This window comes from Klebsiella sp. DY2415 (assembly GCF_026314315.1).
GTDB classification, from domain to species: Bacteria; Pseudomonadota; Gammaproteobacteria; order Enterobacterales; family Enterobacteriaceae; genus Klebsiella; species Klebsiella ornithinolytica.
In genome coordinates this window covers 1,584,948-1,597,740 of the sequence record NZ_CP111115.1, presented here as the reverse complement: position 1 = coordinate 1,597,740, position 12,793 = coordinate 1,584,948, and the positions used below count along the sequence as shown (strand labels likewise).

The window sequence follows — 12,793 nt, the reverse complement described above, 5'->3', positions numbered from 1 at the left end:
TCCTTAAGCCTGTTTCAGTTGTTGGTGATGGCGTTTTTCGCCAATCATCACCACCACCAGCAGCAGAACCGCCAGCACGCTGCCGCCGATCATCACCATGAAACCGCCGTCCCAACCGAAGAAGTCAACGGTATAGCCTACGATCGCGCTGGCGGCAACGGAACCGCCCAGGTAGCCAAACAAACCGGTAAAACCGGCGGCAGTGCCAGCCGCTTTTTTCGGCGCCAGTTCCAGGGCATGCAGGCCAATCAGCATCACCGGGCCATAGATCAGGAAGCCAATCACAATCATACAGGTCATATCGATACCCGGATTACCCGGCGGGTTGAGCCAGTAGACCACGGTCGCAATCGTCACCAGCGTCATAAAGAAGACGCCGGTGGCTCCGCGATTACCCCTAAACACCTTATCGGACATCCAGCCGCAAATCAGCGTGCCTGGAATCCCCGCATACTCATATAAGAAGTAGGCCCAGGAGGATTTATCCAGCGCAAAGTGCTTCACTTCTTTCAGGTAGGTTGGCGACCAGTCGAGAATGCCGTAGCGCAGCAGATAGACAAAGACGTTCGCCACGGCGATATACCACAGCAGCTTGTTCGGCAGGATATACTGCTTAAAGATCTGGCTGGCGGTCAGCTCCTGTTCATGCTCTTCGCTGTAATCATCAGGATAGTCATTTTTATACTCTTCAATTGGCGGCAGGCCGCAGGACTGTGGCGTATCGCGCATCATCGCGAAGGCAAACACCGCCAGCAGAATCGCGCCGAATGCCGGCATATACAGCGCCGCGTGCCAGTCGTTAAACCAGGCCATCCCCAGCAGGAACAGCAGCGGCGGGATCCCGCCTCCCACGTTATGCGCGCAGTTCCACACCGAGACAATGCCGCCGCGTTCTTTCTGCGACCACCAGTGCACCATCGTCCGCCCGCACGGCGGCCAGCCCATCCCCTGGAACCAGCCGCAGAGGAACAGCAGCACGAACATCACCATAATGCTGGAGGTCGCCCAGGGCACAAACCCCATCACCAGCATCACCAGCGCAGCCAGGATCAGCCCCGCGGGCAGAAAAATGCGCGGATTCGAGCGATCCGAAACCGACCCCATGATGAATTTCGAAAATCCATAGGCAATCGAAATACCGGAGAGGGCGAAACCCAGATCGCCGCGGGAAAAACCTTGCTCCACCAGATAGGGCATAGCCAGAGCAAAGTTCTTACGCACCAGATAGTAAGCAGCGTATCCAAAGAAAATACCGATGAAAATTTGCCAGCGCAGTCGACGGTACAGCGGATCGATTTCCGCCGCGGGCAAACGCGCTTTGTGTGGCGCAGGTTTAAAAATAGTTAACATAGCAGCCTCCGTGGCCATCTCTTCTCTACTGACAGCGATAAGAAAAATCTAATCTAATCACCCACTTCTGATGAGGCGGGATGGTAGGCAAAGCTGGCCCTGGATACTGTGAAACATCGCACGCTTTGTTACAAAAATATGACAAAACATTCCATTATGAGCATGAAATCACATAAACCGCTCGAATAACGCGCGAATATGCTCGAAATCAAACAATACGTACTATTTGTATGGCTAAATGGCGTAAAACGAAAGCAGAGGGACAGGAAGATGGCCGAAACCCGTGAATGCGATGTTATTATCATCGGCGGCGGCGCCACCGGCGCAGGGATTGCGCGGGACTGCGCGCTCCGCGGGCTGCAGGTAACGCTGCTGGAACGTCACGATATTGCCACCGGAGCAACCGGCCGTAATCACGGTCTGCTGCACAGCGGCGCCCGCTATGCCGTCACCGATAGTGAATCGGCCCGCGAGTGCATCACTGAGAACCGGATTCTGCGCCGCATCGCCCGTCACTGCGTTGAACCGACCGGTGGACTCTTCATTACTCTTCCCGAGGACGATCTGGCCTGGCAACGAACCTTTATCAACGCCTGTCAGCAGGCGGGGATCGAAACCCGGCCGCTGTCGCCAGCAGAGGCGCTGCGCCTTGAACCCACCGTCAATCCGGCCCTGCTTGGCGCCGTACAGGTCCCCGATGGCACCATCGATCCGTTTCGCCTGACGGCGGCCAATATGCTCGACGCCCGGGAGCATGGCGCGACCATTCTGACCGGTTGCGAAATGACCGGGCTCATCCGCCGTGGAGAACGCGTTTGCGGGGTCGAGTTTTATGATCATCAGCATCGTGAGAGACGTACGCTACACGCCGGGGTTGTGGTCAATGCTGCCGGGATCTGGGGACAGCGGATCGCGGAATATGCCGATCTGCGCATCGCCATGTTCCCGGCCAAGGGATCGCTGCTGATCCTCGACCATCGTATCAACCGACAGGTCATCAACCGCTGCCGTAAACCTGCCGATGCCGATATTCTGGTGCCCGGCGATACCATTTCGCTGATTGGCACGACGTCGGAACATATCCCTTACGAGGAAATTGATGACAACCGGGTCACAACGGCCGAAGTCGACACGCTGCTGCGGGAGGGAGAAAAGCTGGCTCCGGTACTTGGGCGTACTCGCGTGCTGCGCGCCTATTCCGGCGTGCGCCCACTGGTGGCCAGCGATGATGATCCCAGCGGACGCAGCGTCAGCCGCGGTATCGTTCTGCTCGACCACGCCAAACGCGATGGCATGGAGGGCTTTATCACCATTACCGGCGGCAAGCTAATGACCTACCGTTTGATGGCAGAGTGGGCCACGGATGCGGTGTGCCGTAAGCTGGGCAACAGCGTCCCCTGCTCTACTGCCGACACTCCGCTCCCGGGCTCAACGGAGTCCCCCGAAGCCACGGTAAAAAAAATCATCTCGCTACCCGCGCCGCTGCGCGGTTCCGCCCTCTATCGCCACGGCGACCGCACGCCTGCCTGGCTGGGCGATACCCGCCAGCATCGCAGCTTGATTTGTGAATGCGAGATGGTGACCGCCGGAGAAGTGCAGTACGCGGTGGAAAACTTAGCGGTTAACAGCCTGCTCGATCTACGCCGCCGCACGCGCATCGGCATGGGCACCTGCCAGGGAGAGCTGTGCGCCTGCCGGGCGGCCGGGCTTCTGCAACGGTTTAACATCACCACTCCCGCCCAGTCGCTGACCCAGCTTTCTGATTTTTTAAACGAACGCTGGAAAGGCGTGCAGCCCATTGCCTGGGGCGATGCGCTCAGGGAAAGTGAATTCACCCGCTGGGTCTACCTCGGACTGTGCGGGCTGCAAAAGGAGTCTCAGGATGAAATTTGATAGCGTGATTATCGGCGGTGGCCTCGCGGGCCTGCTCTGCGGGCTAACGCTTAATCAGTTCGGCCTGCGCTGCGTCATCGTCAGTCGGGGTCAAAGCGCGCTGCACTTTTCCTCCGCTTCGCTGGATCTGCTCTGCGCCCTTCCCGACGGGGAACGCGTCAGCGATGTGGCTCACGGGATAGACCGCCTGGCAGAACAGCTTCCCGAACATCCCTACGCGATGCTGGGCGCCGAACGGGTGATGGCGTACGCCGCGCAAACCGAGGCGCTGCTGGCTATCAACGGGATCGCGATGCGCGGCGCGGCCAGCCAGCCGCATGAACGCGTTACGCCGCTGGGCACCCTGCGCCCGACATGGCTTTCGCCGCTGGAAGTTCCCGTGGCGCCACTGTCCGCACGTAGCGTTGGCGTGGTGGGTATCGGCGGCTTCGCCGACTTCCAGCCGCATCTGGCCGCCGCCTCGCTCACCCGGCAGGGGGGGAAGGCGACGGCCAGCGAGATAGACTTACCGATACTGGATGTTCTGCGGGATAACCCGAGCGAATTTCGCGCGGTGAATATCGCCAGAATGCTCGACGAAGAGTGTCATTGGCCCGCGCTCCTCGCCGCGTTACGTCCGCTGGCGCTGGCGCACGACCTGCTGATCATGCCCGCCTGTTTCGGTCTGAATGACGCCGGGCTGTATCGCTGGCTACAGGAACAGCTACCCTGCCCGCTGCGCCTGCTGCCGACGCTGCCGCCTTCGGTTCCCGGCATACGCCTGCATAACCAGCTTCAGCGTCGTTTTATTCGAACCGGAGGTACCTGGCTGGCTGGCGATGAAGTCACGCGGATCGGCCATCAGGAGGGGAAAGTCAACGAAGTCTGGACCCGGCAGCACGGCGATGTTCCGCTGCGTCCCCGTTTTGCCGTTCTGGCCAGCGGCAGTTTCTTCAGTAATGGATTGATCGCCGATAAAGCGCGCGTTCGGGAACCCATTCTCGGCCTCGACCTCCAGCAGACCACTCCGCGTGAGAACTGGTATCAGCGCGATTTCTTTGCTTCGCAACCCTGGCAACGCTTCGGCCTGAAAACGGATACGATGCTGCGCCCGCTGCTCGACGGCCAGCCGCTGGGCAACCTGTTCGCCATCGGTTCGCTACTCGGCGGTTTTGATGCCATCCAGCTTGGATGCGGCGGCGGCGTTTGCGCGGTCACCGCGCTGCACGTCGCGAAACAGATTCATGACCTTGCCGGAGGCACGCGATGAACGATACCCGCTTTGAGAGCTGCATTAAATGTACCGTTTGTACGACCAGCTGCCCGGTCAGCCGGGTTAATCCCCGCTATCCGGGCCCGAAACAGGCGGGCCCCGACGGTGAGCGCCTGCGGCTGAAAGATGGGGCGCTGTACGACGAAGCCTTAAAATATTGTATTAACTGCAAGCGCTGTGAAGTCGCCTGTCCCTCTGATGTAAAAATTGGCGATATTATCCAAAGGGCACGGGCGCAGTACAGCCAGCAAAAACCCACGCTGCGCGATGCTATCCTCAGCCATACCGACCTGATGGGCACTCTCTCCACGCCGTTTGCCCCGCTGGTCAACGCCGCAACGGGGCTCAAACCGGTGCGCCGCCTGCTCGATGCGACGCTAAAGATTGACCACCGCCGGACGCTGCCGAAATATGGTTTCGGCACTTTTCGCCGCGCTTACCGCCAGCAGGCGGACCGCCAGGCGCAGTTCAGTGAACAGGTCGCTTTTTTTCACGGCTGTTACGTCAACTACAACCATCCGCAGCTTGGCCACGACCTTATCCGCGTGCTGAATGCGATGGGCACCGGCGTACAGCTGTTAAGTAAAGAAAAATGCTGCGGCGTGCCGCTTATCGCCAACGGCTTTTTTGCCAAAGCCCGCCGCCAGGCGCAGAGCAACGTCGCCGCCATGCGAGAGACTCCGCTGACGGTCATTGCCACCTCATCAACCTGCACGTTTACCCTGCGCGACGAATACCCGCATCTGCTGGATGTCGATAATCAGGACCTTCGCGACCGGATTGAACTAGCAACTCGCTGGATCTGGCGCCAGCTTGATGCCGGGCGTACCCTGCCGCTTCGGCCGCTGCCGCTGAAGGTGGTTTATCACACGCCGTGTCATATGGAGAAGATGGGCTGGTCGCTGTATACCCTCGAACTGCTGCGGCTGATCCCGGGTTTACAGCTGGAAGTGCTGGATTCACAGTGCTGCGGCATCGCCGGTACCTACGGGTTTAAATCGGAAAACTACCCCTCTTCGCAGGCCATCGGCGCACCGCTGTTCCGGCAAATTGAGGAGAGCGGCGCCGACCTGGCGATCACCGATTGCGAAACCTGCAAATGGCAAATCGAGATGTCCACCAGCAAACGCTGTGAACATCCCATCACTCTGCTGGCGCAGGCGCTGGCCTGACATCGGCGCCAGAAACCAGTAAAACCAATGCGGCTGATGACAAACCGGGTTTGAATACGGAGCCCGGGTTTGTGCCGGGTGGCGGCTAACGCCTGACCCGGCCTACTGGTGCTGGCGGATTCAGAACGGAAATTGCCCCGGCTGACTACCAGCCTGATACCCATGCAGACCCCGTAGGCCCGGTAAGGCGCAGCCGCCACCGGGCAATTTCTCAAGAGCGCGTTTTGTCAGTAGTCTTAACTAATAGCTCCCCTTTCCTTCCGCCGGTTCGGCGACCGGTCTGAACATCGCCAGCCGTGTATCCAGCGCCCGGGTATAGAGGTTGGTATCGACGCCAACGGCGACAAAATTTGCCCCCCACGCCAGCGCGTTGTGCGCCATTTCCGGGTCAACGGCGAGGAAACCTGCGGCTTTCCCCGCCGCGCGAATGCGGCGGATACTCTGTTCAATGATGCGCTGCACTTCCGGATGGCCGGCGTTGTCCGGGTAGCCCAGCGAAGCCGATAAATCAGCCGGGCCGATAAAGACGCCGTCAATACCCTCCACTTCGAGGATGGCATCCAGGTTGTCGAGAGCGGTTTTGCTCTCTACCTGAATCAGCAGGCACAGCTCATCGTTGGCCAGCGCCATATAGTTTTCCACCCGTCCCCAGCGTGCGGCGCGCGCCACCCCGGCCCCGACGCCGCGGGTGCCCAGCGGCGGATAGCGGGTCGCCGAGACTATCTCCCGCGCCTGTTCGGCGGTATCGACCATCGGGATCAGCAGCGTTCTGGCGCCAATATCCAGCACCTGCTTAATCAGGCTGCGATTGCCCTCCACCGGGCGAATCACCGGCTGGCTGGCATAGGGTGCGATGGCCTGCAGCTGATGATAAAGGTCCTGGATGGTATTGGGCGCATGTTCGCCGTCAATCAGCAGCCAGTCGTAACCCGAGGTGGCGGCAATCTCAGCCATATACGAAGAGGTCGAGCTCAGCCACAGGCCAATCTGCGCTTCTCCTTGCAATAATCCCGCTTTAAATGGGTTCGATAAAATTGCGTTCATAGTTCTCCCTTACATTAATGCTGTACGCTGCCAGCCTGTGGCACCGTGCGATTCACGCGCAGTGAAAAGATAATAACCACCCCGACAATCGCCACGCAGGCGAGCGTCAACAATCCGGCAGAATTATTGCCGAACATCGTTTCGGCCTGAACCCGAATGATGGGGGCCAGAAACCCACCGATGGCGCCAAACAGGTTGACGAAACCAATGCCCGCGGCCAGCGCCGTGCCGGACAATAGCTGCGTCGGCATGGTCCAGAAGACCGGCTGCACGGCAATGACGCCGACGGCGGCGACGCACAGCGCGATAATGGCCAGCACCGGCGACACCAGCCCGGAGACCGCGATGCCAATGGCCGCCGCCAGCAGGGTGAATGCCGCAATATTACGCCGCTCGCCGGTGCGATCGGAGTACCGTGGAATCAGCCAGGTCCCGAACAGCGCCGCCACCCACGGGATGGCGGTCACCACCGAGGCCACGAACCCGACTTTGGTGCCCAGCAGCGCGGCAACCTGGGTCGGCAGAAAGAAAATCAGACCGTAAACCGCCACCTGAATAGTCAGGTAGATAATGGCCAGTTGCCAGACGCGACCGTTGCGCAGCGCATCGGACAACCGCGAGGTGACCTTTTTCTGCTCTTCTCTGGCCAGCTCGCTAATTAACGCCTGCTTTTCGACAGAAGTCAGGAAACGCGCATTTTGCGGCGTATCATCGAGCCAGAAGAAGGTGAAGAATCCTGCGCCGACGGCCAGCAGCCCTTCAATGATAAACATCCAGAACCAGCCGGGATGTCCCATAAAACCGTGCATTTCCAGCAGGGCGCCGGATAGCGGTGAACCGAGGGTCAGCGCCAGCGGCGCGCCCATATAAAACAGCCCCATAATGCTGGCGCGGTTCTGCTGGGGAAACCACTGAGAGGTCAGGTAGATCATCCCCGGGAAGAAGCCCGCTTCGGCGGCGCCAAGCAGAGTGCGCACCAGCAGAAATTTCGCTTCCGTATCCGCCCATGCCATCGCCGCGGAAAGAATGCCCCACAGCAAGGTGGTGCAGCCAATCCATTTTCTGGCGCCGAATTTGCGCATCAGCAGGTTGGCCGGCACCCCGAGAAAGGCATACACCACAAAGAAAATCCCTGCCCCCAGCGCATAGGCTTCGTTGCTGAGACCGGTATCCAGCTGGTAGGTCTCCTTGGCAAAGCCGATATTCGAGCGGTCAAGAAACGCCAGCACATACAGCGCCAGCATAAAGGGGATCAAACGGGCGCGGTTTTTCTTCACCACGCTCTCAAGCAAGGTGTTGCTCATCGTAATATCCTCAACATGGGGCCGCACATCAGCGCGGTGCGGCACGACGGGATCAGTGGCTGTAAGGGCGTTTCAGGTTGCAGTCGCGGTTCAGCTCGACGCCGAAGCCCGGTTTATCCAGCACGGTTTTATGAATGCGACCTTTCACAGGTACCGGCTCGTCAACCAGAATCGGATCAAACTGCGGACGCATCGTTGAGCAGTCCGGGCTGGTCATCAGGAACTCGCTGAACGGCGTGTTGGTAAAGGTAATGACCGCATGGTGCGAATAGACCGATGAGCCGTGCGGAACCACCAGCTGGCCGCGCGATTTGGCGATCGCCGCAATCTCCACCAGGGTGGTCAGGCCGCCGCACCAGCCCACGTCAGGCTGCATAATATCGATGCCGGTTTCCGACAACGTGCGGAAGGATTGCAGCGTGCCGTGGTGCTCGCCGCTGGTGACCATCATTCCGGCTGGCGCATTGCGTTTAAGCTCGCGATAGCCTTCATACTGCTGCGGCGGCAGGCACTCTTCGATCCACTTGAGGTTATAGGGCGCGCAGGCGTGGGCCAGTTTAGTGGCGTAGTTAACGTCCTGGCTCATCCAGCAATCCAGCATCAGCCAGAAGTCCGGGCCGCATTTTTCACGCATATCGGCCACCATGGCGGCATCTTTGCGGATCCCCGCATCGCCATCGTGCGGCCCCCAGTGGGTCGGCATTTTGCCGCCAATAAAGCCCATCTCTTTCGCCAGATCCGGACGTGCCCCGGTGGCGTAGAACTGAATTTCATCGCGCACCGCGCCACCCAGCAGTTTGTAAACCGGCAGTCCAACCACTTTGCCAAACAGATCCCACAGCGCCAGGTCGATACAGGAGAGGGTATTCATCACCAGGCCGCCGGAGCCGGAGTAGTACAGGGTGGCGTTGAGCATCTGGTCATGGATCAGTTTGATATCGCTGACGCACTTGCCTTCGATAAAGCGGCTCAGGTGCTTTTCGACGATAAAGCAGCCCATCTCACCGGCGGTCGACACCGCAAAGCCGGTCTGTCCGTTTTCGGCTTCGACTTCCACAATCAGCGTGCCGAGAACGTTGATGCCAAACGACTGACGGGACTGTTCATACTGTGGATATTTGCTCATCGGCGTGGCGATATGATCGTCAATCCAGTGGTTTGCCCCCTGGTCATGATAATCGCCGCCGCCAGCGCCTTTCTCTGCGGTAGCTCCGCCGATAAACCAGGCGCGGACGTGTTTAATTTTCGGTAGGGTCATGATCTTCTCCTTATTATGAGGCCTGTTGTTCGAAGGGGCTCTTCCACCCCAGCAGACGGGAAATATCTTTAGCGCAGGCAATCGCCCTACCGGCGAGGTAATCGCGATTGTCTTCATTGATTTGCAGACGGGTACCCACCACGGAAATGGCGGCGGTCAGCTCGTTGTTGGCGTTAAAAACCGGCGCGGCCACGCAGCGAACGTCGGGATAATCTTCACCGTTATCGAAGCTCCAGCCGCGGGCGCGGATACGCCCCAGCTCATCGCGAAGCTGCTGGGCGCTGGTGATGGTGGTTGGCGTCGCCCGCTCCCACTGCAGCTCGCTGATAATCGACTCCTGAACCCGCTCGGGCTGCCAGGCCAGCAGGCATTTACCAATACCGGAACGATACAGCGACAGGCTCTTACCCTCGTGCGAACGCACGCTGATGGTCGCCGGGGATTCAATCTTCAGAATGTAGTAGGCGTTGCCGCTGTCGATAATGCCCAGGTGGCAGAGTAGACCGCACTGATCCATCAGTTGCGTCAGGCGCGGCCGCGCCAGTTCGCGCAGATCCATTTTGCTCAGCGCCTGCCCGGCCAGCTCAACCAGCTTGGTCCACAGGCAGTAGTTATCCTGATTATCCATGCTGAGGAAGCGCTGTTTTCTCAGCTCTCCCAGCAGCAGATAGGCGGTGCTTTTCGGAATACCCAGTTCGTCAATAATGGTCGCCGCGCTGCAGGGGCCGATACGGGCGATTAAATTGAGAATGTCGATGGCGCGGGTCAGCGCCGGGACTTTGCTTGATTCCAACATGCTGGACTCCAATCCTGAATACTGGAATCAGTGTTGCGGTTGTCCGGGCGGTAAATTGTGAGCGACTTCAAATGACGACGCTATTCCAGCCGGGTGGACATTCGGAGGGAGGAAAATGCGAGATGGCGCACAGAATATTTAAAAGCAAGTACAACAGGTTAGACTCATTGCGCGTCGGGAGAGGTTCCCGACGCAGAGGTTGGTTTAAACCGAGAGCGATTCGACGACGTTAATCCAGCCGTGTTCACCGGCGACCGGCTGACCGTGCAACCAACGGCGCAGCATATTCAGCGCCATCATGGCACAGACTTCCTGACGCACTGCCAGGCTGTAGCGCGTGGCGCTGAATTTAACCCGCAGCGCATGGGTGCCTTCCGGCGTAGAGAGGACGAAATTCAGGTGATCGGCTTCCTGGCCGCTCACCGCCAGCGCCAGACCGGCGAAATGATTGACCCGCCGTTCTGCGGCCCAGCGGGCGGACTGCGCCAGCGACTCCTCCTGGCAAGGGACAATTTCACTTGCCAGCAGCGGCGCATTTGCCCGCGAAAGCTGAAGCGCCAGCAAACCGCCGGTAAACTGTTCACTCAGCGTCAGACTCAGCTGGCGCTCCTGTAAACAACGCGCGATCTGCGCGGGCAGCCCTTCGGTGCCCTCGAAAATCATGCTCTCTCCCGCCACTTTTTTCACTTCCGGCCATATCGCCAGCATCGCTTCGCGCTGCTCCGCCGGCCCGGTGAGCTTCAGCTCAATAATCGGCATTGAAGAGCGGTAGCCCATGACGACGCCCGGCGGCAGCGCCAGCGGATCGAGGCTTTGCGCCAGATCGCTTTCCGAACGGCCAAACGTCGTCAGACGCAGACACAGCGGCGGGGCAGAGAGCGGGAAACGCTCACGCAAGCGGGGTAAAATTTCCTGCTCGACCATGATTTTGAATTCCGACGGAACGCCGGGGGTGAAAAACATCAGACAGCGGTTGAGCTGAACGGCAAAACCGCAGGCCGTCCCCACCGGATTGTTGATCATCTCCGCGCTGGCGGGGATCTCCGCCTGCTTACGGTTACTTGCGGCCATCGGGCGACCGCGCTCGGCAAAGAAACGGGTCATCGTTTCCAGCCACTCTTCGTGCAGAATCAGCCCTTCGCCCTTGGCGGTCGCCGCGGCCAGCGCGCTCAGATCGTCACTGGTTGGCCCCAGGCCACCGTTGACGATCAGCACATCCGCCTGTTCACTGCGCTCACGTAGCACCGTGACCAGGGAGTCAAGGTCATCGCCCACGGTGTTGCGGCGCGTTAGCGGTAATCCCTGATTGAAAAAGAAATCGGCCAGCCACGCGGCATTGGTATCGACGATTTGCCCGTGCAACACTTCATCGCCGGTGGACAGCATTTCCACATTTATCATTATTCACTTCACTCCTTGCCTGCCAGGTGGCAATACTATAGCGCAAGGCGCAGGCGGAGTAGACAGGAATACGGCGCGGGAAACGTTCGCGCCGTTGGGGGGATTAGAAGCTGGCGCTGACGCCGAGATACGGACCGTCTGCAATCGTGCTGTCTTTGTTGCCGTCCTTCCCTTCGAGGTTCAGATAGCGATAACCGGCTTCGATGCTCAGAGGACGCATAATCGTCCAGCTCGCACCGGCGTTAGCTTCCTGATAGCTCTGAATGCCGCTGGAGAGAGAATCCGGGGAATAATAGTATTCGCCGAACAGACGGAAGCTGTCGCCAATTTTCCACTGCAGGCCGCCGCCGACGGCCGCCGCATACCCTTCATCGCCGCTCTTCGGGTTGGTATAAACGCCCTTGCCGCCAACCGTCGCGAGGAACGGCCCCAGCGGAATATTCAGACCAAGGCCTAACCCCACCGCGTCGCCGTCATTGTCGCTGTGCATCCAGTTGCCGGTCACTGCCAGACCAGATGACTCAGTCCCGAAACCGACGCCAAGGTTGGTGTAGTGCTCGCCAGCCTGCCCGGTTACGCTGATTGCATGGGCCGCCGTAGAGACGAACATCATGCCGGCAAGACCTAATAAAATGCTCTTTTTCATTTTTACTCTATCCAGAAAACAAGAATCAAAAAAGTCCCAAAAACCGCAGAATTGTACTGCCGAACGCTGAGGAATCAATGCACTAAAACGACCTTTACTCTCGTGATTGTAACCAGTTGCTACGGATAATGTCGGCTAAATACGGACAATGCAGCTTGCGGTTTAGCGAGACGGCTCGCAAACTGGTGCTCCAACATCTTTTCCCTACCGTTTAGTCAAGGAGATCACCATGCGCCAAAGGACCATCGTCTGCCCGCTGATTCAGAATGAGGGACACTATTTGCTCTGCAAAATGGCTGACGATCGCGGCGTTTTTCCCGGACAGTGGGCGCTTTCCGGTGGCGGCGTTGAACCGGGCGAACGCATTGAAGAGGCGCTACGCCGGGAAGTTGCTGAGGAGCTTGGCGAGGCGCTGCAGCTGACGCAGATTACGCCGTGGACCTTCAGCGATGATATTCGGGTCAAAACCTATGCCGACGGCCGTCAGGAAGAGATTTATATGATTTACCTGATTTTTGATTGCCTTAGCGCCAACCGCGAAATCACCCTCAACGACGAGTTTCAGGCGTATGCCTGGGTGAAACCGGAAGATTTGCCCCGCTACGATCTGAATGTGGCGACCCGCAAAACATTAACCCTGAAAGGCCTGCTCTGAGCGCCCCGGCACCGTGCCGAGG

General features: G+C 58.9%; 11 protein-coding genes. 4 read left to right on the top strand and 7 right to left on the bottom strand.

Annotated elements, in window-relative coordinates:
* Window positions 1–3 precede the first annotated feature (3 nt).
* Entirely contained in the window at window positions 4–1,350 is a 1,347-nt protein-coding gene (gene glpT, locus OQV00_RS07570; RefSeq protein ID WP_004864901.1) for a glycerol-3-phosphate transporter, read from the bottom strand.
* A 270-nt stretch (window positions 1,351–1,620) separates the two neighbouring features.
* On the opposite strand from glpT, the gene glpA reads away from it, so the two are divergent.
* Genes glpA through glpC form a run of 3 tightly spaced genes read left to right on the top strand, consistent with a single transcriptional unit; the run spans window position 1,621 to window position 5,667 of the window.
* On the top strand, window positions 1,621–3,243 hold the full coding sequence (gene glpA, locus OQV00_RS07565) for an anaerobic glycerol-3-phosphate dehydrogenase subunit A (protein WP_032717980.1): 1,623 nt from the start codon (window positions 1,621–1,623) through the stop codon (window positions 3,241–3,243).
* The gene (gene glpB / locus OQV00_RS07560; protein WP_266280106.1) at window positions 3,233–4,492 is read left to right on the top strand and encodes a glycerol-3-phosphate dehydrogenase subunit GlpB; all 1,260 of its coding nucleotides are present in this window, start codon (window positions 3,233–3,235) and stop codon (window positions 4,490–4,492) included. Before glpA ends, glpB begins: the two co-directional genes overlap by 11 nt.
* Window positions 4,489–5,667 carry an anaerobic glycerol-3-phosphate dehydrogenase subunit GlpC gene (gene glpC, locus OQV00_RS07555; RefSeq protein WP_266280104.1) on the top strand — a complete coding sequence of 393 codons (1,179 nt, stop codon included), beginning with the start codon at window positions 4,489–4,491 and terminating at the stop codon, window positions 5,665–5,667. The genes glpB and glpC overlap by 4 nt, the downstream gene beginning before the upstream one ends.
* A gap of 240 nt (window positions 5,668–5,907) precedes the next feature.
* Here glpC and yfaU read toward each other — a convergent pair whose 3' ends face one another.
* From yfaU to OQV00_RS07525, 6 genes are all read right to left on the bottom strand, one after another.
* Window positions 5,908–6,711, bottom strand: coding sequence for a 2-keto-3-deoxy-L-rhamnonate aldolase (gene yfaU, locus OQV00_RS07550; protein ID WP_015583814.1), 804 nt, complete (start codon window positions 6,709–6,711; stop codon window positions 5,908–5,910).
* Window positions 6,712–6,725: 14 nt separating this feature from the next.
* A complete protein-coding gene (locus OQV00_RS07545) occupies window positions 6,726–8,015 on the bottom strand; it encodes an MFS transporter (RefSeq protein WP_015583813.1) in 1,290 nt (429 codons plus the stop codon).
* A gap of 52 nt (window positions 8,016–8,067) precedes the next feature.
* Window positions 8,068–9,273, bottom strand: coding sequence for an L-rhamnonate dehydratase (gene rhmD / locus OQV00_RS07540; RefSeq protein WP_015583812.1), 1,206 nt, complete (start codon window positions 9,271–9,273; stop codon window positions 8,068–8,070).
* Between the two features lie 13 nt (window positions 9,274–9,286).
* The gene (locus OQV00_RS07535) at window positions 9,287–10,069 is read right to left on the bottom strand and encodes an IclR family transcriptional regulator (protein ID WP_015583811.1); all 783 of its coding nucleotides are present in this window, start codon (window positions 10,067–10,069) and stop codon (window positions 9,287–9,289) included.
* A gap of 204 nt (window positions 10,070–10,273) precedes the next feature.
* Window positions 10,274–11,470: a nicotinamide mononucleotide deamidase-related protein YfaY gene (locus OQV00_RS07530; protein ID WP_015583810.1), complete on the bottom strand. Its 1,197-nt coding sequence runs from the start codon at window positions 11,468–11,470 to the stop codon at window positions 10,274–10,276.
* Window positions 11,471–11,573: 103 nt separating this feature from the next.
* Window positions 11,574–12,116 carry a YfaZ family outer membrane protein gene (locus OQV00_RS07525; RefSeq protein ID WP_266280102.1) on the bottom strand — a complete coding sequence of 181 codons (543 nt, stop codon included), beginning with the start codon at window positions 12,114–12,116 and terminating at the stop codon, window positions 11,574–11,576.
* Window positions 12,117–12,345: 229 nt separating this feature from the next.
* Between OQV00_RS07525 and nudI the strand changes: the two genes are divergently transcribed.
* Complete coding sequence (gene nudI / locus OQV00_RS07520; RefSeq protein ID WP_015583808.1) at window positions 12,346–12,771, top strand: nucleoside triphosphatase NudI; 426 nt, start codon at window positions 12,346–12,348, stop codon at window positions 12,769–12,771.
* The last annotated feature ends 22 nt before the right edge of the window (window positions 12,772–12,793 follow it).